This window comes from Paenibacillus sp. FSL R7-269 (assembly GCF_000517865.1).
Taxonomy (GTDB): Bacteria; Bacillota; Bacilli; order Paenibacillales; family Paenibacillaceae; genus Paenibacillus_AQ.
Genome location: NZ_ASPS01000012.1, coordinates 175,059 through 200,409, shown reverse-complemented (window position 1 = coordinate 200,409; position 25,351 = coordinate 175,059). Strand labels below are relative to the sequence as shown.

Genomic DNA, 25,351 nt, shown 5'->3' with positions numbered 1-25,351 from the left:
TATGGCGATCGTTATAATTAGCTTAATCCGATGTTAACCCGAAAGGATTCTGAGACCATGAATAGATTAACTACCGGCGAAATGGCCGGCACCGCCCTGTTTGCGCTGATCCTCGCCCTCCTGGCGTACCGGATTATCCGCGGCATGCCGAAGATGGCCGGAGACATTACCGCGTTCCGCAAGCGGACCCTCGTCTGGACCCAGGTCGCCCTGGTGCTTACCGTCCTTCAGCTCAACTTCAAAGCCGGAGACTGGCGCTTCGGCATTATCCTCGGCCTGATCGTCCTGTTCACCGGCAGCATCTGGCTGTCCGCCCGCCGCTATGACAACGCCCGCCAGGCTGAGCAGCCGGATGAGCATTGAGGGACAGCACACAATAGTATTAAAATTGAGGCTCCCTTACGGGGGCTTTTTTTGAGGAATTTATGGTTATGCTATAAATCTATTATTTTCTCATCCAGTATAGGATACTGCAGATCAAAATTAACAGGATTGGAAAACCCGTAAGCAGCATAAGGGAGGAGGCCATTCCTTCATATGAGGTTGTGCCAATCACGATAGGAAGCTCAAACACTCCAGATCGGGTAAGTATGAACATTATCAGACCCATACCTATTCCAATTGCGGCTATTTTATTTATGTATTTTGAGAATGATTTAGATTTCATGATTTACCCCTCCGTTATTTTGACTCCCAGGGCAACTAATCTTGTCCTAGTCGTTTTCTTGATTGATAAGCAACCAATAACAAACCCAAACTAATCAGTAGATAGACCGAATTCATCATTAACAGATCCCCATTTGAATTATGTGTACCCAGAAAATCCAAATAAGGCAACTTGCTGAGTGGACCCAGATACCAGATAATCAGATATAACAGTTCAAAAGTTCGCCATCCCTTGGTCAGCACTCCGCAAGCCAGGGCAAGACTGGGAATCAGAAACACAGCCGCAACGTTATACAACAGATGTTCCAAATCTCCTTCAAAGACCATCCTTATGATCATACCTCCTGTTACCATGCAGGTAAGTATAATGCCAGAAATCCATGATGCCATTAGTTGACGGATTACATAGCGCCGACTTGAAACTACGAGGAATTGAGTTCCATAGCGTACATCTTGATTCCCCATCCCAGACCAGAGCTTTATCGGCCAGATCCAGATGACGGGCCAAACTAACCATTCGGATGATTCAGAAACAGAAACCGCTAGCGGTAGTATAAACAATATGGCGGCCACAATAAGCCATCTCAGGGAAGCACTCTTTAATATTAATTTCCATTCGGCAATAGCTAAGGCCCAAAAGGAATCCTTAAAGACTACCGGCGATAATGTTGCTGCTTGACATCTAGAATTAAGACTTTCATATTTTATTTGTGAATCTAACTCCTTGTTATATGCTGGAGTTATCTCCACCATAGCTAGCTCATGTTTTCTTTTGGCATAACCCTTTTCTCTGAATCCATGAAAGATGGCTGATGCTCCAGCAATCAGCACAAAGGAAACCATAACTATTTCCAATTGCTGTATCAGCAACTCAAAAGTCCATATTACTCCTTGCCATTCAAACCAATGCAATGGCTCTCTTTGAAAGAGAATTCCCATCCCATAAGAACCTGGTAATTCCGGATGGATTAGAAGCAGATCCTTCTGCATAGCCGAAATAATAATCTGTGGTCCAAATGCTAAAGCGCCTGATCCCGCAGTAAATAAAAGATACAAAAAGAAGTAGATGACATTTCCCAAGGTTCCTTTTAAAAAATGAAATGTCTCAAATACTACAGCTAAGGCAGCCACAACAGCCATAAAGGGCAGCGTCAAGAATAAAAAAGGGGATATAAGCGGCCAAAGTTCAAAAGTCCTGTCCTCTCCCCGTACCCATTGCATAATTGGCGAAACGACAACCACGACTCCGGTGATAACAGATAGAACAAAAATGTTACTTAGTAGCTTCCCCATTAAATAATACATTTTCTTCATAGAAGAAGATGCGATGATCTGCCCCACTCCAGTTGATTCATCCCGCTGTATACAATTCTTAACAAGATAAAAACCTAATAAGGAGAGTAGCAACGTAGTCGAGATTGCAACGGAACTGCCGATCCAGGCCGAATTATAAATCCCCCGATATCCATCAAGATTCAGGGTGACATATCCAGCATCTACTGGAGGAACAAATATATATGCTGCCAATAATGTTACAAAGAGGATGACAAGAAGTGAGTTTTGTCTGATTCTCTCGAGGAAGTCTGCCCTTGCGATGTAGTAAATAGATCGGATACTGCTCATGTAATACTTTCCTCCTGCATGGCCCTGACATACAGATAGGCTTCTTCAAGGCTTGGAGGCACATCCACCGCATGCACAAAAGGCCGTGACTCCGAGATCATACGGACTAGGATCCCCTCCTCCTGACGGATCGCAGCACTAATCAGCCATCCAGCATGTTCTTTCTGGTAGTTCTCATTCGAGACTAGGACGGACCATACTTTCCCCTGTACCTTAACTAAGAGTGCAGCCGGGTCAGAGTACACCGCGAGCTTACCCCCGGTTAAAATCGCAATTTGATCCGCGACAGCCTCAACATCAGAAATTACATGTGTCGAAAGAACGATAATCCGTCCTTCGGACAAGCCATTAATTAAGCTACGAAAGTGCATCCTCTCTTCCGGGTCTAGACCAACAGTCGGCTCGTCTAATATTAGTAATTGCGGATCATTCAACAAGGCCTGTGCAATACCTATCCGCTGGCGCATCCCACCGGAAAAACTTCTGAGTGGACGCTTTAAGTCATGCTGCAGATTCAGCAGTTGAAGAATCTCCAGGACCCGGGACCTCATCTGACGGCCTCCCATACCTTTTAATACAGCTACATATTCAAGGAACTCCAGTGAATTTAAATGGGAGTACACACCAAAATCCTGAGGTAAATACCCTAGCATTTTTCGGAGTTGATCTGGCTTCTTTTGCATACTCATTCCGTTCCAAATGACCTTGCCGGATGTCGGTTGTGAAATTGTCGCCATAATCTTCATAAGTGTCGATTTCCCTGCCCCATTCGGACCTAGTAAACCTATAATACCTGGTCTAAGTTGCAAGTTGATATCCATCAGGGCAAATCGCCCTTTATTGTATTGCTTATTAACCTGATTTATCTCCAGCATGCTTACTCCCCCTATTGCTATTTATTATAGGGGGCCAAAGTTAAATCGGAGTAAACAGCAGGCAAACAGCATCCTAATTAAGTAATGGCAGCGTTACACAGATCGAAGTCCCTTCATTAAGACGGCTATTCACGCTAATATCCCCTCCATGAGCCCGCACTAACTGTCTGGCTATCGCCATACCCAAGCCGGTACCTTCGGACAACACATCTGTGGAGGTACCTCGATAGTATTTATCGAATAATCGTTGTATGCTCTCCCCGGTCATTCCTACACCGTCATCAGCTATAACGACGCTAAGTTGCTGATCTTGCTGCATAATATAAACCGTAATATTGGTACCTTGAGGATTATGAAGAATGGCGTTGAGGATTAAGTTACGTAATGCCCGCCCTAATAGCCTCTGGTCCAACTTTAATTCAATATAACCTTCCACGGTTTCAAGAGTAAGATTATAACGTTCAGCACGAGGGTCATTAGTTATATCTGATACAATCCGCCGAACGTATTCGACAAGATCTGTAACTTCTTGCTGTAATGGAGTCTGCTGATCATCAAGTCGGAAGGATAGATTCAAATCGCTAATTAACTCCTGCATGTGATTCGCCTTTTGTTCAATTTCCATAAGGAACTTCATCTCCTCTTCCTTCGTCCATTCGTACTCAGGAGACAGCATCATAGAAGAATAACCTTTTATGTATGTAAGCGGCGTTTTTAGATCATGAGAGATTCCGGCGACCCATTCTTTGCGCAACTCTTCAAGGCGGGTTCTCTCTTGCTTGCTGTTCTCTAACACACACGATAAGGTATTCAATTGGAGAATAAGCTCTTTGAACAAACGATATGGCCGTTTCAACTTCCCCATGGCACCTGAGTGTATTTTCTTGTCTCCCTCAGGATCAACATATATTCCACCTGCAAGAAGATCAATTCTGCGGATCATGTAGTATAGTGGCTTCCCCAATCTCCAGCCGACAATGACCATGAAGCAGAAGACGATGCAAGGCACACTGAGCAGCACTATAAGATCTTGCCCACTCCCCTCCTGTGGTATCACCAACTCTGTTACAATCGCCAGAACAGCACTTGTAATCAGAGCAAGCAAAAGAAGACTGATCATGAGATATGCGATCAGACGAAAGATCAGATGCAAATTAGCTTTCATGGACTTCTATCCTCCGGATCGGAACAAATTTATAGCCAATTCCACGCAAATTAACTATATGTTTTGGATCAGAGGGGTCAGATTCAAGTCTCTTTCTAAGTCTGGAAATATGAATGACTACGGTCTTCTCATCTCCTGTCATAGATTTTCCCCAAATCTGTTCGTACAGTTGCAAAGCGGTGAACACCTGGTTCGGATGCTCGCAGAGAAAAACCAGCAGTTCATACTCTTTCGCAGGACAAGGAGTGTTCACTCCACGAACAGTCAATTGGGCAGCTCTTTTATCTACAGCAAAAACGCCGAAATCTAAATACTGTGATTTTGGCACTGCTGTTGTACTATAGAGATTCTTCCGGCGCAATTGTGCTCGAATTCTCGCCACAATCTCCATGGGGTTGAATGGCTTCGTAATGTAGTCATCTCCTCCGACTCCAAGCCCCATTAATTTATCATAATCACCTGAACGCGCAGTCAGAAATAGGATAGGTGCCACTGTGTGCATGCGTATCTGTTGGCACAATTGAAATCCGTCAGTATCCGGAAGCATTACATCCAGCACAATTAGATCAAAGGGTACAGATTCCACCCATTTCATAGCTTCTTGTCCTGTAGTTGCTGTTGAAATATCCTCAAATCCCTCCTTGTATAGCAGCAGTTCTAACATGGTTAAAATACCTTTTTCATCGTCCACAAGCAAAATCCGCTCATCCAACCTCATCACTGCCTTCATTAAATTTTCGAAATAACCTCTTATGCTGTATTCGCCGGTCAGGCATACTTTCCCTCTCCATAACCATACTAATGACATTCTATGGATACTGATGGAGGGCTGATGAATGGGCAAAAAACTGAATCTGCTAATGTTCAGCGGAGAGTATGACAAGGCAATGGCCGGGCTGATTCTGGCGAATGCAGCCAGGGATATTGAGGTGGAGGTTACGATGTTCTTCTCGTTCTGGGGGCTGTTTCTCATCCGGGACCCGGAGACTATGACGCTAGAGGATAAAAGTATTTACGAGAAGCTGATGGATGTCATTACACCTAAGGGACCGGAGCAGCTGCCACTCTCGCGGATGAACTTCAGCGGGCTTGGCAAGCTGATGCTGGAGGAGATGATGGAGGATCAGGGGGCACCGAAGCTGATCCATTTCCTGAAGGGGGCGCGCAAAAAGAACATCAAGTTCTACGCCTGCAAGCTCTCGGTGGAGATCATGGGCTTCAAGCCGGAGGAGCTGCTGCCCGAGGTGGAGATTATCGATGCCGCCGCGTATCTGAAGGATGCGCTGGAGAGTGATATCCAGCTCTTTATCTGATGGCTATGGGCTTTAACCTAATTACGCCACCGGGCATATACTGAGGCAGACGAAGACGGATTGGTTACGCACGGCGGGCACGCAGAGGCTGCGACTCACACGTTACTTGCCTTGCGCAGCACCAGCGCCTGCCGGAATCCGTCTCATTGATAGAGCATTCATTGCCTGGAGGGATTGTCCGTGCTGAGTATCCACCGCACCGCTGCGGCAGACGCGCCGTCTTCACTACAAGAGCATTTCGCGGCATTCCGTGAGCACACTGTCGGCTGCCGTCATCTGATCTCCACCCCCTACGGACGGAAGCCGCTTCTGTATGCCGACTGGACAGCCAGCGGCCGACTGTATGAGCCGATTGAGCGCAAAATACAGGAGAGCTTCGGCCCCTATGTCAGCAATCCGCATACCGACTCCAACACCACGGGCCTGACCATAACCCTCGCTTACCAGGAAGCACGGAGCATCATCCGGCAGCATGTGAATGCCGCACCCGCAGATGCCCTGCTCTTCTGCGGCAACGGCACCACCGGCGCGGTGAACAAGCTGCTGCGGATCATGGGTCTGAAGCTGCCGGAATGGCTGAACCAGGAATACCTCTGCGCACCGGAGGAGCGCCCGGTTATCTTCGTCAGCCATATGGAGCATCATTCCAATCTGCTTCCCTGGCAGGAGAGCTTCGGTGATGTGGTTACTGTCCCCTCCGGGCCGGGCGGAGAGGTAGATCTGCAGCGGCTCGGGGAGCTGCTGACGATCTACCAGAACCGCCGCTTCAAGATCGGCTCCTTCACTGCCTGCTCCAATGTCACCGGCATAGAGACCCCGTATCATCAGCTTGCTTCGCTCATGCACCGGCATGGCGGGGTATGCTTCGTGGATTTCGCAGCCAGCGCCCCTTATCAGGAGATCAATATGCATCCGGCAGCCCCGCAGGAGAAGCTGGATGCCATCTTCTTCTCGCCGCATAAATTCCTCGGCGGCCCGGGAACCGGCGGCGTGCTGCTGTTCGACACCGCGCTCAGCACCGGCCGGCTGCCGGATGAGCCCGGCGGCGGCACCGTGGTATGGGTGAACCGCTGGGGCGGACGCCGCTACATCGATGATGTTGAGGTGCGCGAGGACGGGGGCACCCCTGGCTTCCTGCAGGCGATCCGCACCGCCCTCTGCGTGAAGCTGAAGGAACAGATGAACGGAACCGGACAATATATGATCGTCCGCGAACAAGAGCTATGCCGGAAGCTGCTCTTGGGGCTGGCACAGGTTCCCGGCTGCTCCGTGCTGGAGGGCACGCACCGTAAGCGCCATGGAATTGTCTCCTTCACGCTGAAGAAGATTCATTACAATCTCGCGGTAAGGCTGCTGAATGACCGCTTCGGCATTCAGGCACGCGGCGGCTGCTCCTGTGCCGGTCCGTACGGCCATCAGCTGCTCGGGCTGAACCCTGCGAAGTCCCAGGCATTTATCCAGGCGATCCACGCCGGGGACCAGTCGCTGAAGCCGGGCTGGGTCCGCCTGTCCCTGCACCCGATTATGACCGGGCGCGAGGTGGAGCATATGATCTTCGCCGTACAGTCTATCGTCAGCAATATTGCTGAATGGAGCCAGGATTACCGCTACAATGCGGTCACCAACAGCTGGATTCATACCGGGGAGAGAGGCGTTACAGAGGATACGGAGGAGATTCGTGAATTATTTGTGCTGTAGCGGCGCCTGGCCGCGCAGCTCCCGCTCCCGCGCCAGCCGGGCGAACCTGGCTTCAATCGCTTTAACCCCCCACAGAGAAGCTCCGATAAACAGCAGCACATAGACGATCTCCGCCGGATGACGGATGAACCGCTGCACATCATTGCCGATGTAGGATACCGCAAATACCATAATGGCTTTGCCGGCACACAGCGCAATCAGGTAGGAACGCAGCCGCATTCCCGCGAGCCCCGCCGCCATATTAATCACCACGAACGGACCCACCGGAAACAGACTAAGCAGGAACACATAGCTGAACCCGCTCTGGCGGACCCAGGTCATCGCTTTGGCTACCTTGGGCCGCTTGGCCCATTTGGTGAGGTAGGGATGTCCGGCAATTTTGCGGATAATCAGGAAGGTGACCGTACAGCCTGCGACCAGACCGATCCAGGAATACAGGAACCCCAGCCATAACCCGTACACCGCCCCGTTAAGCCCCACAATCGCTATTGTAGGCAACGGGGGCACGAACGATTTCATGAAGGTAAGCCCCACACCCGGCAGCGGCCCGAACGAGCGGTATTGCTCCAGCAGCAGCAGCAGGCGCTCCTCGGTCAGCCATGACATAATATTTAAAAAGAACATTTCTTCAGCGCTCCTCAAGTACGATCTGGAATAGTTAACGTTACAGTATACATTGCAATGAGCTTCAATTATACAACACTTCCGCCGGGAAGTAGAAGGAAGCTGGACAAGCACAAGCTGCCGGAGATATGATGAAATTATGAGAACATTTGATTATAGTCTGCTGGCCAAAAGAGTACTCGCCCTGCTATGCACCCTCCTGCTCACCGCAGTGGTGCTGATTCCCCTGCTCGGCTCCTCATCTAACTGCAACAGCCCACGGTCAGGATGGGCCGATTTGTCCACCTGCACCTTCAATAATACTGCCGTCTACCCGCTGAGAGGAGAATGGGAATTCTATTGGCAGGAGCGGCTGGAACCACAGGTTACCCTATCCCGAACCGCAGAGGCGCCGGCCTATATGCCCGTGCCCGGCGCTTGGGGCCGGGGGTCAGAGGCTACCGGCTTCTCCCGCTACGGATATGCGACCTACCGTCTGCTGGTTCAGCTGCCGCCGGGAGTTCCCGCCTTCGCCCTCAAGGTGAGCAATATCCGCAATGCCAGCGAGGTATATGTAAATGGTGAGCGGCTGGGGGGAAGCGGAACGCCGGGTGACTCCCGGGAGACCACCAAGCCGCGCAACCATCCGTATTCCCTGACTTTTCACAGCAGGGATAACCTGGCGGAGATTCTGATACATACGTCCAACTTCACCTATTCAAGCGGAGGCATTGCGGAGCCTATCCGGATCGGCACCCCTGCTGCTATAACTGCCATCGACCAGCGGAACCGGACCTACGACACTTTGCTGGTGGCAGGCTTTGCTTTTATCGGCTGCTATTTCATCGGCCAGGGCTTTCAGCGCAAAGAGGACAAATCCTCGCTTCAGCTGGCTATCTTCTGCTTCATGATCGCCTTATATATGCTGACGCACAGTGAGAAGCTGCTGCTCGAGTACCTTCCTTCCCTCTCTTATGAAGGATTCAACAAGCTGCAGGCAGTATCCGGTGTAGTCGGGTTCTATTGTGTATCCAGCTATACCTATTCTTTGTTTCCCGCACTCTATTCCCGGCTCTTTAAGCGGATCTGCTCTGTGTATGCCTTAAGTTTCTGTATCGTTGTACTGCTAAGCTCATTGACTGTATATTCGCGGATTACAGGGCTGCTGCTGGCCTTCAGCTTCATCTCTGTCTGCTATACATTCTATATTATGGTCAAGGCCATTTTGCGTAGGGAGACCGGTTCCTACTATCTGCTGATCGGTGTCATTGCTGTAGTGATTTTCACCTTATCCTTAGCCAGTAATCTGTTCTTCGGCACTGAACTCTATGCTGCCGCGCCAGTGGCCGGCCCGATCTTCATTCTTGCCGAGGGCCTGTTCCTGTCTGCGCGCCATGCCCATGCTTATGAGACCATTAAGCAGCTGTCCCAGCAGCTGGAGCGCAAGGACAGAGATAAAGACGTGTTCCTGCTGAAGACCTCCGCCGAGCTGCGCACGCCGCTGAATGCCATTATTAACGTGGCGTTATCCATGCATGAAGGGGCCGGAGGACCGCTAAGCCCGTCCCAACGGGAGGATATACGGCTGATACTCGGTACTGGCAGAAGGCTGGCCTTCCTGGTCAGGGATATTCTTGATTACGAACAGATCAAGCGCCAGCGCATCAGCCTGCAATGGGGGACCGTCGATGTCCAGGGGGTGGCGGCCATTGTCATTGAGGTCTTCCAGTTCCTGAACAAAAAGGGCAGCATCCGCATCAAAAACCACATCCCGCCGGGCCGTTTCCTGGTCCAGGCCGATGAACAGCGGCTGATGCAGATCCTCTATAGCCTGCTGGATAATGCACTGAAATTCACGGACCGCGGCAGCGTGGTCATTGAAGCCGACTGGCAGGAGGAGTTCATCTCCATTGCCGTCACCGATACCGGAAAGGGCATTCCCGAGGATCAGCTGGAGTCTATCTTCCATGACTATGAGCAGATCAGCGAGGCCGATTCCCTTGAGACCGGGGGCCTCGGTCTGAGCCTTGCGATCAGCCGTAAGCTGGTAGAGCTGCATGGCGGGAGCATCTCCGTCTCTTCCCAGGTTGGACGGGGCAGTACATTCACCTTCACGCTTCCGGGCAACGAGGCGGAAGCCGCCGCCGCTGTCCAAGCGGAACGGACACTCCCGCGGCCAGAGTATACCCAGCCGGAAATGCTGGATGACCTCTGGAAATACCGGTCGGCTGATCCGCCGCAGTCCAGCGGACAAGCTGCTCCCTATGCGCCACGTATCCTGATCGTGGATGACGATTATGCCAACCTCAAGGCACTGACCAACCTGTTATCGCTGGAGAATTACAATATCGCAAGCCGCAGCAGCGGCAAGGAAGCGCTGGCGCTGCTGGCTGTGGACCGTAATTTCGATCTCTGCATTATAGATGTCATGATGCCCGAGATGTCCGGCTTGGAGCTATGCAGGATCATCCGCCAGACCTACAGCCCGCTGGACCTGCCGATCCTGATGGCTACGGCCGGGCAGCAGCTTCACTTCAACGAGGCAGCGTTCCGCGCCGGAGCCAATGATTTTATCCATAAGCCTTATATCTGGAGCGATCTGAAGGGACGGGTCAATACGCTGGTTCAACTACGGCGGTCCGTCTCAGAGCGGCTAAGCTCGGAGATCGCCATGCTGCGTGCGCAGATCAAGCCGCATTTTCTATACAACGCCATTAATACAATTATCTGGATGAGTACGCGTGACACCAAGAAAACGCAGCAGCTGCTATACGATCTGAGCCATTTCCTGCGCGGCAGCTTCGATTTCAGCAACCAGGAGACCGCCATTCCGTTCGAAAAGGAGCTGGAGTTGATTGAAGCCTATCTGTCGCTGGAGCAGGCCCGGTTCGGGAAGCGGCTGAATGCCGAGTATCATATTGAGGTTAGTGAATTCCCGCTGCCGCCGCTGATTGTGCAGCCCATCGTGGAGAACGCCGTCCGTCACGGACTGATGGAGAAGATGGACGGAGGAACGGTTGTCATCTCCACCCGGCAGGAAGGCGGTGATATCCTGATCACCATCTCGGACAACGGGAAGGGAATGAGCGATGAACAGCTATCCTCATGGATGAAGGATGACTACCGTTCTCCGCATGGTGAAGGCACCGGAATCGGCCTGCGGAACATTAACCGCCGGTTGCTCACACAGTTCGGGCGTCCGCTGATTCTCACACGGGGAGCCAGTGGAGGTATAGATGTACTGATAACAATCCCATGGAAGGAAGAGGTCTTCTGAGTATGAGCATCTCTGTAATGGTAATTGATGACGAATGGCCGGCACTGGATCACATGAAGGAGCTGCTGCTCCAGTGTGAAGGAATATCCTCTGTCCAGACGTACGATAACCCGCGTGAAGCCCTCGCTGCTGCTTCCGAACTGAAGCCGGATGTTCTATTCCTGGACATCCAGATGCCTGAGCTGTCCGGCCTCACTTTTGCTGAGAAGCTGTTGCCCTACTCTCCGGACACAGACATCGTATTCGTAACCGCCTACCGCAATTATGCTGTCGAAGCCTTCGACCTGTCTGCAATGGATTATCTGCTGAAGCCGGTTGATCCCTCGCGCCTGCTGAAGACCTGGAACAAGCTGCTCAGTAAACGTCTATCGCCGGCGGCTGCCGGGGCAACAGGAACACCCGGGAAGACAACCTCGTTCCGGCTGTTGGGGGATTATGAGCTGACCAGCCCTCAGGGCCTGGTGAAGTGGAGGACACATAAGGCACAGGAATTATTTGCTTACCTGTGGATTCACAGGCAGGGCAGCGTCAGCTTGATTCTGAATGATGTGTTTCCGCAGTGGAACTACGAGAAGGGCAAGCAATACCTGCACACTACGGTCTACCAGATCCGCACCACCTTGAAGAAAGCCGCGCTGGAGGACAAGATTGAGCTGACCTTCGGCAGGGAGAATTACAGGCTGGATTCGGGGGGGATTGAGGGCGACATTGAGAAATTCCAGGAAGCTGCCGCCCTTGCGCTTCAGAGCAGCAGGCTGGAGGATATGCAACAGGCCGCCGCCCTGTACACCGGTGACCTGCTGCAGACGCTGGACAGCCTGTGGGTGTATTCCGCCCGTGACAAATACCGCCGGCTGTACCTCAAGCTGCTGGAGCAGCTTACTCTGGGATTGGTGGAGGCTGCACGGCCTAACGAGGCCGAAGATTATGCCGTGCGCCTGACGGAGCTGGAGCCGCTGGAGGAGAGCTACGCCCTGCGTCTGATCGCCATCTATTACGAAACCGCCAAGCCCCTGCGTGCCCAGCGCAAATTCACCCAGTTCAGTGAATCCTACATCGCAGAGACCGGCGATGCGTTGCCGGATTGGTTCGTCGACGAATACCGGCGGCTGGGTAGATAGCGTAGAAATTCTATCATTACTCCATAATATCCTTTGAGAGACTGAAAAATATTTTTTATCGTATGCTTTAGAAACTAACAGTAAAAGGACGACAATCATTCGAACTTAGCGAATGATTGTCGTCCTTTTAGAATACTTTTATACACTTGTATTATTTAAAATGATAATTGGTATTCATCTAAAAGGAATCCTTGAGTCGCCCAAATTTCAGTTTCATCCCCTTGATGGTCGTATAGCTTTTCATAGTATTCCCAAAATTCACGGTTGTTTTTCGTATTTCGATCCTTCGGCATTGTACTTCCCTTTAATTTCTGTATAGTTCGGCATCTTCTAATTTTGTTCATATTATGGCTTTTTCCTCATTTCTCATTCCTCTGTTAAGGTTGGCTTCTTCTCCACACAATCTGACCGTTTTTATTAATGTATACTTCTCCATCAACACTATATGCGTAAGAAAGCCCCTTAGAAAAGCGTCCAGCCCAGTCAAGCGTTGGTTGAATAACCCAAGCCCCTGTTTTATTAATGAATCCGGTCTTCCCTCCCGATTCGGCAACTGCAAGTCCTTCATGAAAGTCACTCGCTGCATCAAATTGGTTAGGAATAAGTAGTTTTCCTTTGTTATCTATATAACCTGACTTTCCATTTATTTTAACAGCCGCCAATCCTTCCGAAAAAGAGTGAACCTCCTCATACTTAGCAGGAATCTCTAATTTTCCTTTCTTATTAATAAAGCCATAGTTAGCTCCTGATTTAACAACTGCCAATCCCTCTGAAAAAGACTCCCCATTTTTATAACTTGAATTGAACAAAAACTTCCCTTTCTTATCAATATAATGAGAAGTTCCATTTGTTGTAACCAGAGCAGCACCTTCAGAGAAATCCTCAGCGCTGTTATATTGGGCTTTAATTACTATTTTCCCGGAAGAATTAATGTATCCATATCCACTCCCCACTTGGACAGCAGCCAATCCTTCGGAGAAATTATTAGCTTTTTTGAATTGCGGTTTTATAACACTAGTTCCTGTAAGATCCATATAACCATAGTTAGATACAGCAAAATCAGTTGCAGTTTTAAGCGTTCTATACGCTGCAAGTCCTTCTGAAAATTCCTTGGCATCATAATAATTTCCCTTAGGTATTACTTTATTCCCTTGTTGATTGATGAATCCGTCAAATTTAGCATTTGAATAAACAATGGCTAGTCCTTCATTAAAAGCATAGGCATCTGTAAATCTTGTTTGATAATCAATAACAATTTTGCCTTCTGCATCAATATAGCCGAATTTCCCTCCGCGTGATACCGGAAAAAGATTTTGCTTAGAGTATAATGAAACAATCTGAGAGTCCCCGTACCACTTCACGTCGAGTCCGCTGGCTTCCCCAATAAAACGAAGTGGTGCAAACGTTGCCCCGTCAATTATCTGTGGAGCTACTTGAAGTATAGTTGGAGTATCATTTATCCAAGCCGTATTTTGATTAATTACTAATTTAATAGTAGTGCCTGTTTTCTGACCAGAAATTGTTTTGCTTGCCGAATCGTAACTTACATTAAATCCTAATTTTTCAAATATCCCTTTGAATGGAACCAATACCGTGTTGTTCTTCATAATCGGTGAGTGCTTTTCTTGAATGGGATTTCCATACAAAATCACTCTAATTCCACTTTTCGCAAAAGCAGACTCTTTACTGACCATTACAATAAAGAATATAACAAGGAAAAATGAGAACGCTACTTTTATTGATTTGCCCATATCTTATAGTTCAACTCCTTTTATTTTTAATTCATTGAAAAACCTAAATGATATAGCCAACTCCCTAATATTCCAAGGAATTGGCTATATTATTAGTTACTTACCAGTTACGGCAATTATAACATTATTACTAGCATCACGTGTTACGGTAGCATAATCCTGGTCTGGAGCAGGAAAAACATTACTAAGCACAGGTACTCCGTCAACTTTGATATTAGTAAATTCCGACTTATTTTTTCCGTAATCATCTCCAGTCACAACTGATAAGAGCTTCCACTTCTGAAAACTTGATGATTGAATATTATAATCGGTATTGGATACTATTATTGTTGTCAACGGTTTATCAGCTGAACTACTACATCCAATATCACCACAAATAGCAGTACCATCAATTTTCAAACGGATTTTCTTATTATTATTGTACCCTGCATAAAAAGTAACTTGAGAACCTGCCATGTAGGCGTTAGCACTCTGAACTTGATTATATGGCGCTTCAAATGAAGCATTAGTGGTACTACCATTAATTTGATATGCAGGCTTCCACCCTTGCTCCTACAGATGATACAAAAATAATCGATATTTTACGCCATGGTTCGACGTTTATCAGTGTTTTATCAGTGACAATTGTTACCATTGTTCATATACAAGATCATTCGTGCATAGGGATGCATCATTATGATGGCAATGGGGGATGAAACATGAATAAGAGGAATAGATTCAAGCAGGCAGTCAGAGGAATGAAGGTACTGCCGCTTATGATGTCCATGATCCGTGAGGCTGCAGTGGATAACACCGCACCTGCCATGTCTGTTGTGGTCACCACTGACAAAGAGACCTATATTCCAGGGGAAGAGGTGACTGTGCTGGTGCATTTAAAAGACTTCGCACCAAATGACCCCGGCTACAGCTCTCTTAACTTCATTATCCAATATGACAGCCAGGTATTCGACAACCTTGAATATACGCAGCACTCAGTCTATGCGGAAGGGAATTATACGGCTGGAAGCGAGGTTGATAACCTGTTCCAGTTCAACTTTCAGAGTCCTGTCGATGGCAGTATCTACCTCGGAAAAAACACAAGTATGCGCGGCATCGATATTCAGGTTGAAGCAAGCAGCGGACAGCAGACGATCCCGGCGGTAGAGCAAACTCTGGTCACCTTCAAGCTGCGGGTCAAGGAACTTACGCTTGCCTCCTCCTCAACGATCAGTCTGGCCAATGAATTCACCAGAATCCGCACCTCTGAAGCCGCGAACAGCTTCTATCTCTACTCGCCCGATGTCACAGCGAACTCTCCGGCAAGGATCGAAATTACCCAATCCCCGTCCGTGTCCGTCTTCTCTCCGCAAGAGTCTGTTAACCGACTGACGTAGCAGCGTATCCTACAGTTGCGGCAGCTCCATCCACATACATATCCCTTACATAATTGGCTGCCGTCTATAATTCTTGTACTATGGTGTATATACATACTTGGGAAGCAGGTGTCTTGCAATGCTGCACTCAGAAATTATAGAGATACGGGCAACGGCCCCGGATGATCTCGACTTCGTCCTGGCTGCCGAAGGGGCCGAGGCTAACCGCCGGTTCGTCGGCCAGTGGAACAGGGAACAGCACGCAGCCGCTCTGGATGATGGAGATCTTAGGCATCTGATTGTTCAAGATACAACGGGGGAACGGGTGGGGTATGTGATTCTCGCAGGGCTTCAGGACTCTAATCGCACACTATGCATCAAACGGATTGTCATTCAGGCCAAGGGCCGCGGCTACGGAACAATGACGCTGAAGCTGCTGATCCACTGGACATTCAATCATACGGATACACACCGGCTGTGGCTCGACGTCAAGGATTACAATGTCAGAGCGCAGCATATCTATGAAGCGGCCGGCTTCAAAAAGGAAGGCACCCTCCGCGATTGTATACAGACGGAGGGTGGATTTGAATCGCTGACAATCATGTCGATCCTTCGTCAGGAATATACGGGGACTGATTCACTGTAATGCGGGTTCACCGATGAATCTCAGCAGCAGCCTGCCTGGTTCGGCCAACAAGCAGCGTCGTCACATGCTTGCGCGCGTCCGCTGTGAGCAGCAGCAGCTCCACCGGCCCGCCGGCCGGCTCACTGCGGATGAACGTAACCCTGGCACCGTCCAGATCCTCATAGATTCCGGCAACGGTGTAGCCCAGCCCGATAAGATTGTCGATTTCCTGCCGTTCCCGGTCGAACTCTGCAAATGCTGACATCTCAGACCACTCCTCCGCTGATTTCTGCCTGGGCCGGTTGGGGTGCTTCAGCCTCGAAGCGCTTGCGGTGCAGGTATTTCCCCTGTCCTGCGGCACCGACGAATACCTTGTTCTTGATGACAAACTCTCCCCTGCTCAGCACAGAGACCGGCTCGCCCTTGACCGTAAGCCCCTCGAATGCATTGTAGTCCACATTCATATGATGGGTCTCTGCCGACAGTGTCCGCTCCACTGCCGGGTCGAAGATCACAATATCGGCATCGCTGCCCACGGCAATCGTGCCCTTCTGCGGGAACAGGCCGAACAACTTAGCGCTTGAGGTAGTGATGATATCCACGAATTTGTTCAGCGTGATGCGGCCCTTCTGCACCCCTTCGGAGTAGAGGACACTGAACCGGTCCTCGATGGTGGGTCCACCGTTCGGGATCTTCGAGAAATCGCCCCGGCCCAGCTCCTTCTGCCCCTTGAAGTTGAACGAGCACTGGTCAGAGCCAATGGTCTGCAGCGTCCCGCTCCAGAGGGCATCCCAGAGTACATCCTGGTTCCACTGTTCGCGCAGCGGAGGGGACCAGACATACTTGGCTCCCTCGAAGTCCGGCTTCGCCAGCGCCGACTGATCCAGTACCAGATACTGCGGGCAGGTCTCGCCGTAGACGCGCAGCCCTTTCTTGCGGGCCTCCGCAATCTTCCAGGCCGCCTCGGCGCAGGTGACATGCACTACATAGAGCTGCGAATCCGTCAGCCCGGTCAAATAAGCCGCCCGCCCCGTCGCCTCGCCTTCCAGCTCAGGAGGACGGGTCAGCGCATGATAGATCGGATCGGTATTGCCTGCGGCCAGCGCCTGGTCCACCAGATATTCGATGACATCGCCGTTCTCGGCATGCACCATGACCAGCGCCCCTTCGCGCTTCGCCGCCTGAAGCGTCTTATACAGCACCCCGTCGTCAGCCTGGAACGTATTCTTGTAGGCCATGAACACCTTCAGCGAGGTGATGCCCTCCTGCTCGATAATCTGCGGCAGCTCGCTGAGCACCTTATCATTCAGCTCTGACACCATCAGGTGGAAGCTGTAGTCGATGACCGCTTTATCCTGCGATTTGTGATGCCAGGTATCTACGGCCTGCTGGAGCGGCTGCCCCTTCGTGGTCAGGCAGAAATCAATCACCGTGGTGGTTCCGCCGTAAGCAGCGGCAATTGTGCCGGTCTCGAAGTCATCGGCGGTAACCGTACCACCGAAGGGCATATCCAGATGGGTATGGGGATCAATCCCTCCCGGAAAGACATAACAGCCGGAAGCATCAATGATCTCCGCTCCCGGCGCTTCCAGATTCAGGCCGATGCTGCTGATGATTCCGTCTTCAATCAGCACATCCCCCTTATACGTATCTGCCGCTGTAACGATAATTCCATGCTTGATGATCTTCTTCATCTTAACCCACCTCCGCTTCCGAATAAGCACCGTTAACCCCGCTGATGATCCGGCTGCGCTGATTCCAGCTCATCGGGGCCGCTCCGCCCTCAAGGGTAATCATATCAATGGCTCCGTCTGCCGGGCAGACAATCGAACACAGATTGCAGCCTACACAATCCTCCTCGCGCACTTGCAGAATCGCCTTGCCCTCCGCATTCGTCAGCATATCGATGCATTGATGAGAGGCGTCTTCGCAGGCAATATGGCATTTATTGCAGTTGATGCAGTTCTCCTCGTTGATCCGCGCAACGACTTGATAATTAAGATCAAGATCGCCCCAGTTGGAATATTTGGGCACCGACTTGCCAATCAGCTCGGTTACCGAAGCCAGCCCCTTCTCGTCCAGGTAATGGTTCAGACCGTCGATCATCTCCTCCACAATCCTGAAGCCATGATGCATAACCGCTGTGCAGACCTGAATCCCGGTTGAGCCCATCAGCATGAATTCGACGACATCCTGCCAGGTGGAGATGCCGCCGATGCCGGAGATCGGCACGCCGACTTCACGGTCCCGGGCACATTCCGCCACCATGCTAAGGGCAATCGGCTTGACGGCCGGTCCGCAATAACCGCCGTGTGCTCCCTGTCCGCCGACATTCGGAATCGTATTCCAGCTGTGGATGTCCACACCCGCCAGACTGTTGATCGTATTGATCAGGCTGATTGCATCGGCTCCGCCCTTGACGGCATGCCGGGCCACCACGGTAATGTCGGTGATGTTCGGCGTCAGCTTCACAATGACCGGTGTAGTCGCCACCTCCTTGACCCAGGTGGTCTGCGCCTGCACCAGATCAGGCTGCTGGCCCGAAGCCGCGCCCATACCGCGTTCAGCCATGCCATGCGGACATCCGAAGTTCAGCTCCAGACCGTCTACCCCGATAGCCTCCACGCGCTTCACAATCTCATGCCACTTCTCCCGCTTCGGCTCCACCATCAGGGAAGCAATAATCGTATGGTGCGGGAATCTCCGCTTCGTCTCATAGATTTCCTTCAGGTTGACCTCCAGCGGACGGTCGGTAATCAGCTCAATGTTGTTGAAGCCCGCCACACGCTGTCCGCCAAAATGAACGGCGGCGAACCGGGCCGAGGTGTTGATGACCGGCTCCCCAAGCGTCTTCCACACCGCGCCGCCCCAGCCTGCCTCGAACGCGCGCTGCACCTGATAGCCTGTATTGGTAGGTGGCGCAGAGGCCAGCCAGAATGGATTCGGTGACTTGATGCCTGCAAAATCAATACTGAGATCTGCCATTGCCATTCCCTCCCTCTTCTATGAAATCCGCTTTATACGGCAGAGCCGGTTACGCCATCCTGACGGCCTGACCACTGCTTCACAATCGCATAGGCAGCATCTTTGCCCTGCTGTGCGGCAGAGACCACCATGGCCTCCCCCGTCCCTGCGCCAAAAACAATATCGCCGGCAGCATAAATCTGCGGATCAGAGGTGCGGCCGGTTGCGGGATCAATCTCCACTACACCCCGCGTATGCTTAAGCCCCAACGCCTCAATGAGGTCCATCCGACGCTTCTGGCCGATAGCCACCACTACAGCATCCACCGGGAGCAGGAATTCCGAGCCTGCCACCGGCACGGGAGTGGGGCGTCCATCCGGCCCGGCCTCACCGGTCAGCTCCATCCGCACACATTCCAGTGCCGCAACATTCCCCTCTCCATCCCCGACAATCCGCTTCGGCAGGGTCAGCCAGTTGAATTCCACACCCTCCTGCTTGGCGAATTCATATTCGAAATCATAAGCCGTCATCTCCCCGCGCGTCCGGCGGTAGATCATCTTCACGTTCGCCGCGCCGAGCCGCACCGAGCAGGTGGCCGCATCAATGGCCGTATTGCCTGCACCAATAACAGCGACACGCTGTCCCATCAGCTCCAGGGCGGGAATCCCGGTCTTGGTGGTCTCCACCAGCTCGATCGCATCATAGACACCGGACAGCTTCTCGCCTTCAATCCCCAGCGGGGGGACGTAACCCATTCCGGCCGCCAGCACAATCGCATCATATCCGGCCTTAAGCTCTTCTATGGAAACATCCACTCCCACCTTCATTCCCGTGCGGACCTCTACGCCCAGCCTCTCCACCTGCTCCACTTCCCAGAGCGAGATGTCCTGCGGCAGCCGGAAGGAGACAATCCCGTGGGTATCCAGGCCACCGGCCAGCTGCTTTGCCTCATAGATCACTACCTGGAAGCCTTCGCGTGCCAGCTCTCTGGCTGCTGACAGACCTGCCGGTCCGCCGCCGATCACCGCTACTTTCTTGCCGTTAGGTTCACCCGCCTGGAAAAGCTGGAGCCCGCTGCGGATCGCCCAATCCGTAGCGTACCGCTGCAATAGGCCAATCTCAATCGGCGCGGAAGCGCCGTTCAGCACACAGGCTCCCTCGCACAGCTCCTCCGTAGGACATACCCTTGCGCAGCTTGCGCCGACCGGATTGGCATCCATGATAGTCTGCGCCGATCCCCTGAGATTGTCGGTCGCGATTCTTTTGATAAAGGAAGGGATATTGATGCTGGTCGGACAGGCCTTGATACACGGCGCATCATAGCAGTACAGACAGCGGTTGGATTCCTCGATGGCCCCCTTGCGGGTAAGCCCCGGCTCTGCCTCGGCAAAATTACGCATGAACAGCTCCGGTGTCAATGTGGTTAACGGTGAAGATTGCTCCATCGGGTACCCCTCCTTCTGGCCAAAGTAGCTTCCACTCTCGGCTCGAATTTATGTTATATAATATAACATTATTACGATGATCGCCTTAATATTTTGCATACTTGTAAGAATTATTGTAGTAAAATAAACTTCAAGCCAATAAAATCGCTAATCACACTCCAATTTAAGTTAAGTTTTCTGACATATTATATTCAAACTATAGTCAATCCGCTTTTTCGTTACATTAGACAGATTGTCTAATTTCAAAAGTCACTTTTTTACCTGTGAGAATGGCCTGAGAACGAAGGGAATGAGGGGGAAGCTTATGGACTGGGAACTTGTATTTACGATCCGCGACGCGCTGAAGCGGCCGCTGTTCGCTGAAGCTGAGCTGATCGGGGGAAGAAACGGCCTGAACCGGGCCATCCGCTGGGTGCATGTGCTGGAGAGCGCGAGCCTGGAGAGTCTGATTCACGGGGAAGAGATGATTCTGACCACCGGAATGAGCGCAAGCACGGATCTGGATGCCGCCCTGTCTTTCATGCAGAATCTGATTGATAAGAACGCCGCCTGCCTGTGCATTGAGCTGGGAGCTTACTTCAGTGCCATTCCGCAGGAGATGATCGCTCTTTCGAACCTGCATGATTTTCCGCTGATCCAATTTACCCGCACTGTACGGTTCGTCGATATTACACTCGATCTGCATTCCCTCATCATCAACCGCCACCACCGGATGCTGCAAGAGCTGGAGAGTATCTCCCGCGAATTCCACCGGCTGACCCTAACCTCCCAGGGAACCCTTAAGGTCCTGCAATTGTTATGTAAAAGCACCCGCACACAGATTCTCTATATGCAGTTGCAAGGCAAACCTCTCTTCTTCCCGGCCCTTGCGCCAGAGGAGCAGCGTCCGCTGCTTGGCTTCTTCGAGACCTTCAGCGAAGAAATGGAGGGAGCAGTGCCGGAGGCCGCCCCCTATATCCGCGAATACGGCCATAAGACCATCGCCGTGAAGCCCGTTGGAGCCTTGGACCAGACTTGGGCCTATATCCTGATGGTCTGTAATCACAAGCCGCAGGAATTCGACTGCCTGCTGCTCGATTCGGCCTCCTTATCCATCGCACAGGAGCTGCTCCGCACGCGGTACATGGAGGAACGGAAGCTGTTCTCGGAGAATCTGTGGGTGGATGAGCTGGTCGGGGGACGCACTCAGGACGACAACCGGCTTAAGGGACTGGTCGGCCCGGACTTCAACCTGGTTAATGAACTGCCCTACCGGGTCTGCCTGATCGAGATCGAGAATCCCCGGGATGTCAAATGGAACAGCTCGGAGAATGACTGGGAATCCATCACCTTCCATCTCTCGCTCATCCTGCGCTCCATCTTCGAGAAGTACTCGCTCCGGCCGCTGATCACCCTGAAGAACAACCGGCTGACCGTCATTGCGCTGGATATCCAGTCCAAGCTGCCCGGCAAGCTGCGCCTGCAGCAGGCACTCGATTCCCTGCAGCATATCCGTGCGGATGAGAAGCTGAAGGACCTGCAGCTCGTCATCGGAGTCAGCAAGTCCCACCGGGGCCTGAAGCATGCTCATGCCGGTTACCAGGAAGCGGTACAAGCGCTGTCCCTCTATTCCTGTTACCAGAAGCCGGTCCTCATGTATGAGGAGTTAGGCGTCTTCCAGCTGCTGCTGAGCCTGAACGACGGCAAGACGCTGGAGAATTTCATCCGCAGCTATATCGGCCCTCTGATTGACCATGATGAGGCAAAAGGCAGCGAGCTGCTGCTGACGCTGCGCGTCTACCTCGATCATGACGGGTCGAAGCAGATCGCCGCCCGCAGCCTCTTCATCGTCAGGCAATCCCTCTACTACCGGCTGGACAAAATCACCGAGCTGCTCGGCGAGGACTTCATGCTCCCGGAGAACCGGATCTCCATTCAGGTCGCCCTGCGCGCCTACCAGTTCCTGTACCCGGAGAAATTCACTCTGCCCAGCTCCCGTTCAGCACAGCTGTGAAGGTATCGATGATGAACTGCACATCCTCATCTGCCGAGGATAACGGCGGAGCGAAGGTGAGCACATTATTGAAGCCAGCCACCGTATCGCCGTTCTTGCCGATGATCAGCCCCTTGGCTTTGCAGTCCGCAATAATCCCCTTGACGATGCTTAGCTCGGCGGGCTGTTTGGTGGACTTATCCGCCACCAGCTCAATCCCAACGACCAGCCCGAAGCTGCGGATATCACCAACCAGCTTATGCCCAAGCAGCCCGGCGAACCCGTCCGCCAGCCTGTGGCCCAGAATTCCGGCCCGCTCCACTAGTTGCTCCTGCTCCAGAATCTCCAAATTGCGCAGGGCCAGCGCACAGGCAGCCGGATTGCCGCCGAAGGTGTTCACATGACGGAAATGCCCGTAGTCATCACTGTTATCCTTGAAGGCCTCGTAGATCTCCTTACGTACAGCGGTAGCCGATAACGGCAGATAGCCGCTCGTCAGCCCCTTCGCCATCGTGACAATATCGGGCTTGATTCCGAAATTGTGATGTCCGAACTTGCGGCCGGACCGCCCGAAGCCGCAGATCACCTCGTCGATAATCAGCAATACGCCGTGGGTACGGCAGATCTCCTGCACCCGGTCCATATAGACCTGATGCGGGACGATCACGCCCCCGCCGGTAATGACCGGCTCCATAATCACCGCCGCTACAGAGGCTACGCCTTCCCAGACGATCATATCCTCAATCGCCTGCGCACACTGGAGGTTGAACGCCTCTTCAGTCATGCCGGCCGGACGGCGGTAGCTGTCAGGCGGCGCTACATGCAGGAACCCGCCTCCCAGCGGTTCGTACTTGTACTTGCGCTGCGCCTGCCCGGTCGCCGCCAGGGCGCCCAGCGAGCTTCCGTGATAGCCCCGGTAGCGGGCAATGAATTTATGGCGGTCAGGCTGGCCGGTCTGCTGCTGGTACTGGCGGGCGATTTTGAAGGCTGCTTCGTTCGCTTCCGAGCCGCTGTTGGAGAAGAAGATGACATACTCATCCTCCAGCCATTCATTCAGCTTCTCGGCCAGCGCGATGGCCGGCATATGGCTCTGCGTCAGCGGGAAATAGGGCAGGCTCAGCAGTTGGTTGTACGCCGCCTCCGCCAGCTCCTTGCGCCCGTACCCTACATTCACACACCACAGGCCGGACATGCCGTCCAGGAATTTATTGCCATCGATATCGGTAACCCATGAGCCGCTTGCGGAAGCTGCAATCATCGGCGGATGCTGCTCACTGTAAGGGGTCATATTATGCCACAAGTACCGCTGGTCCTTCTTAACCGCCAGCTCGCTTTCTTTGCCCAGACTCTGCATGACACACTCTCCTCCTTAGCTTTCCTTCTTTTAGTAACGCGCGGTAATCATTTTCTTGCGGGTGTAGAATTCCACACCGTCACGGCCGTTCGCGTGCAGATCTCCATAGAACGATTTCTTGTACCCTGAGAAAGGGAAGAACGCCATCGGCGCAGGCACGCCCAGATTGACGCCCAGCATCCCGGCATCGATCTCCTCACGGAATTCGCGGACCGCCCTGGCGCTGTCCGTGTAGATGCACGCTCCGTTGGCGAAGGGCGACTCATTGGTGACCGCTATCGCCTCCGCCAGATTCTTCACCCGCACCACTGACAGCAGCGGCGCAAAGATCTCGTCACGCCAGATCTTCATACCCGGCTGCACATGGTCGAAGATCGTCGGGCCCAGGAAATAGCCGCTGCCTGCGGCCGCAGCATCCTTGCGGCCGTCCCGCACCAGCACCGCCTTCTCGGCAAGCCCAGCTTCAATGTAATCGATTGTCCGGTCTTTGTTCGCCTGCCGGATGACCGGGCCCAGGAACACCCCCTCATCCTTGCCGTTCCCAATCTTCAGCCCGTCCGCGGCCTCCGCGATCCGGCTCACCAGCTCATCGGCAATGTCCTCCTGCACCACCACTACAGCGCAGGCCATGCACCGTTCGCCCGCGGAGCCGAAGGCTGCGGATAGAATATTCTTCACCGCATGGTCCAGATCGGCATCCTTCAGCACGATCGAATGGTTCTTCGCGCCGGCCAGCGCCTGCACACGCTTGCCATGTGCGGTCCCCTGCTTATAGACATATTCCGCCACCGGCTGCGAGCCGACGAAGGAGACAGCCTTCACTTCCTCATGCGCCAGCAGGCCGTCCACCACCTCATGCCCCCCGTGTACTACATTCAGCACCCCCGGCGGGAAGCCCGCTTCTGCGAACAGCTCCGCCAGCCGGTTCACCAGCAGCGGTGTCCGCTCGGAGGGCTTCAGAACAAAGGTATTGCCGCAGGCTACCGCCAGCGGGAACATCCAGCAGGGCACCATCATCGGGAAGTTGAACGGGGCGATGCCGCCCACAACTCCCAGGGGATAACGATACATGCCGGACTCTACGCCTGTCGCGATATCCGGCAGCTGACTGCCCATCATCAGCGTAGGAGTGCCGGCAGCAAATTCCACGCATTCGATGCCGCGCTGCACCTCGCCCAGCGCTTCCTCCAGGCTTTTGCCGTTCTCCAGCGTAATCAGCTCAGCCAGCTCCTTGCTGTGCTGCACCAGCAGCTGCTGGTACTGGAAGAAATAGCGGGCCCGACGCGGAACGGCGACTCTTTTCCACGCGGAATAGGCTCTCGAAGCTGCCCGCACCGCCGCATTCAGCTCCTCCCGGCTGGAAATCGGCACATAGGCAATCACCTCACCTGTCGCCGGGTTGAACACTTCCTCCTGCCGCCCGGATAAGGACTCCACCCAAGCTCCATTCACATAGTTCATCACTTTACCGGCCTGCCCCGTGAGCAGTGTCATCGTCTGCACCTCTTTTCCTGTGTTCGTCGCTATTTAGAAGAGATGACCGCCTT

At 52.4% G+C, this 25,351-nt stretch carries 21 protein-coding genes and 1 pseudogene; 8 read left to right on the top strand and 14 right to left on the bottom strand.

Features of this window, described 5'->3' with window-relative positions:
• The first annotated feature begins 57 nt into the window (after window positions 1–57).
• Window positions 58–363 carry a hypothetical protein gene (locus C162_RS05530; protein WP_036692136.1) on the top strand — a complete coding sequence of 102 codons (306 nt, stop codon included), beginning with the start codon at window positions 58–60 and terminating at the stop codon, window positions 361–363.
• A gap of 82 nt (window positions 364–445) precedes the next feature.
• Here C162_RS05530 and C162_RS05525 read toward each other — a convergent pair whose 3' ends face one another.
• The 5 genes from C162_RS05525 to C162_RS05505 form a co-directional block, all read right to left on the bottom strand.
• The gene (locus tag C162_RS05525) at window positions 446–667 is read right to left on the bottom strand and encodes a hypothetical protein (protein WP_036692134.1); all 222 of its coding nucleotides are present in this window, start codon (window positions 665–667) and stop codon (window positions 446–448) included.
• A gap of 35 nt (window positions 668–702) precedes the next feature.
• On the bottom strand, window positions 703–2,289 hold the full coding sequence (locus tag C162_RS05520) for a hypothetical protein (RefSeq protein ID WP_036692132.1): 1,587 nt from the start codon (window positions 2,287–2,289) through the stop codon (window positions 703–705).
• Entirely contained in the window at window positions 2,286–3,164 is an 879-nt protein-coding gene (locus C162_RS05515; RefSeq protein WP_036692131.1) for an ABC transporter ATP-binding protein, read from the bottom strand. The genes C162_RS05520 and C162_RS05515 overlap by 4 nt, the downstream gene beginning before the upstream one ends.
• A gap of 73 nt (window positions 3,165–3,237) precedes the next feature.
• Complete coding sequence (locus C162_RS05510) at window positions 3,238–4,329, bottom strand: sensor histidine kinase (RefSeq protein ID WP_036692129.1); 1,092 nt, start codon at window positions 4,327–4,329, stop codon at window positions 3,238–3,240.
• A complete protein-coding gene (locus C162_RS05505) occupies window positions 4,319–4,993 on the bottom strand; it encodes a response regulator transcription factor (RefSeq protein ID WP_442792420.1) in 675 nt (224 codons plus the stop codon). The genes C162_RS05510 and C162_RS05505 overlap by 11 nt, the downstream gene beginning before the upstream one ends.
• A 172-nt stretch (window positions 4,994–5,165) precedes the next feature.
• Here C162_RS05505 and C162_RS05500 point away from each other — a divergent pair, with 172 nt between their 5' ends.
• Both C162_RS05500 and C162_RS05495 read left to right on the top strand, forming a co-directional pair.
• A complete protein-coding gene (locus C162_RS05500) occupies window positions 5,166–5,642 on the top strand; it encodes a DsrE/DsrF/DrsH-like family protein (protein ID WP_036692126.1) in 477 nt (158 codons plus the stop codon).
• 174 nt (window positions 5,643–5,816) lie between these two features.
• The gene (locus C162_RS05495; RefSeq protein ID WP_372238085.1) at window positions 5,817–7,340 is read left to right on the top strand and encodes an aminotransferase class V-fold PLP-dependent enzyme; all 1,524 of its coding nucleotides are present in this window, start codon (window positions 5,817–5,819) and stop codon (window positions 7,338–7,340) included.
• Here C162_RS05495 and C162_RS05490 read toward each other — a convergent pair.
• A complete protein-coding gene (locus C162_RS05490; RefSeq protein WP_036692124.1) occupies window positions 7,326–7,964 on the bottom strand; it encodes a TVP38/TMEM64 family protein in 639 nt (212 codons plus the stop codon). The two genes, C162_RS05495 and C162_RS05490, sit on opposite strands and share 15 nt — an antisense overlap.
• A gap of 139 nt (window positions 7,965–8,103) precedes the next feature.
• Between C162_RS05490 and C162_RS05485 the strand changes: the two genes are divergently transcribed.
• The gene (locus C162_RS05485) at window positions 8,104–11,220 is read left to right on the top strand and encodes an ATP-binding protein (protein WP_036692121.1); all 3,117 of its coding nucleotides are present in this window, start codon (window positions 8,104–8,106) and stop codon (window positions 11,218–11,220) included.
• Window positions 11,221–11,222: 2 nt separating this feature from the next.
• The gene (locus tag C162_RS05480) at window positions 11,223–12,341 is read left to right on the top strand and encodes a response regulator (RefSeq protein ID WP_036692119.1); all 1,119 of its coding nucleotides are present in this window, start codon (window positions 11,223–11,225) and stop codon (window positions 12,339–12,341) included.
• Window positions 12,342–12,718: 377 nt separating this feature from the next.
• On the opposite strand, the gene C162_RS05470 is transcribed toward C162_RS05480, so the two are convergent.
• Window positions 12,719–14,092 carry a WG repeat-containing protein gene (locus C162_RS05470; protein WP_051493255.1) on the bottom strand — a complete coding sequence of 458 codons (1,374 nt, stop codon included), beginning with the start codon at window positions 14,090–14,092 and terminating at the stop codon, window positions 12,719–12,721.
• Between the two features lie 96 nt (window positions 14,093–14,188).
• A pseudogene (locus C162_RS35225) lies at window positions 14,189–14,623 on the bottom strand (YrpD family protein); the annotation flags it as partial.
• A 167-nt stretch (window positions 14,624–14,790) separates the two neighbouring features.
• Between C162_RS35225 and C162_RS05465 the strand changes: the two are divergent.
• Both C162_RS05465 and C162_RS05460 read left to right on the top strand, forming a co-directional pair.
• Window positions 14,791–15,465, top strand: coding sequence for a cohesin domain-containing protein (locus C162_RS05465; RefSeq protein WP_036692114.1), 675 nt, complete (start codon window positions 14,791–14,793; stop codon window positions 15,463–15,465).
• A gap of 118 nt (window positions 15,466–15,583) precedes the next feature.
• Window positions 15,584–16,090: a GNAT family N-acetyltransferase gene (locus C162_RS05460; RefSeq protein ID WP_036692111.1), complete on the top strand. Its 507-nt coding sequence runs from the start codon at window positions 15,584–15,586 to the stop codon at window positions 16,088–16,090.
• 7 nt (window positions 16,091–16,097) lie between these two features.
• On the opposite strand, the gene C162_RS05455 is transcribed toward C162_RS05460, so the two are convergent.
• The 4 genes from C162_RS05455 to C162_RS05440 are packed head-to-tail and all read right to left on the bottom strand — an operon-like array spanning window position 16,098 to window position 20,478.
• Complete coding sequence (locus C162_RS05455) at window positions 16,098–16,334, bottom strand: hypothetical protein (protein ID WP_036692109.1); 237 nt, start codon at window positions 16,332–16,334, stop codon at window positions 16,098–16,100.
• A gap of 1 nt (window position 16,335) precedes the next feature.
• On the bottom strand, window positions 16,336–17,763 hold the full coding sequence (gene hydA / locus C162_RS05450) for a dihydropyrimidinase (protein WP_036692106.1): 1,428 nt from the start codon (window positions 17,761–17,763) through the stop codon (window positions 16,336–16,338).
• Window position 17,764: 1 nt separating this feature from the next.
• The gene (preA, locus tag C162_RS05445) at window positions 17,765–19,054 is read right to left on the bottom strand and encodes an NAD-dependent dihydropyrimidine dehydrogenase subunit PreA (RefSeq protein ID WP_036692104.1); all 1,290 of its coding nucleotides are present in this window, start codon (window positions 19,052–19,054) and stop codon (window positions 17,765–17,767) included.
• 32 nt (window positions 19,055–19,086) lie between these two features.
• Window positions 19,087–20,478 (bottom strand): NAD(P)-dependent oxidoreductase, encoded by a 1,392-nt coding sequence (locus C162_RS05440; protein WP_036692102.1) that lies wholly within the window; start codon window positions 20,476–20,478, stop codon window positions 19,087–19,089.
• Window positions 20,479–20,782: 304 nt separating this feature from the next.
• Here C162_RS05440 and C162_RS05435 point away from each other — a divergent pair, with 304 nt between their 5' ends.
• A complete protein-coding gene (locus C162_RS05435; protein ID WP_036692099.1) occupies window positions 20,783–22,471 on the top strand; it encodes a PucR family transcriptional regulator in 1,689 nt (562 codons plus the stop codon).
• On the opposite strand, the gene C162_RS05430 is transcribed toward C162_RS05435, so the two are convergent.
• Window positions 22,437–23,804: an aspartate aminotransferase family protein gene (locus C162_RS05430; protein WP_036692097.1), complete on the bottom strand. Its 1,368-nt coding sequence runs from the start codon at window positions 23,802–23,804 to the stop codon at window positions 22,437–22,439. The two genes, C162_RS05435 and C162_RS05430, sit on opposite strands and share 35 nt — an antisense overlap.
• A gap of 30 nt (window positions 23,805–23,834) precedes the next feature.
• Window positions 23,835–25,298 carry a CoA-acylating methylmalonate-semialdehyde dehydrogenase gene (locus C162_RS05425; RefSeq protein WP_036692094.1) on the bottom strand — a complete coding sequence of 488 codons (1,464 nt, stop codon included), beginning with the start codon at window positions 25,296–25,298 and terminating at the stop codon, window positions 23,835–23,837.
• Between the last annotated feature and the right edge of the window lie 53 nt (window positions 25,299–25,351).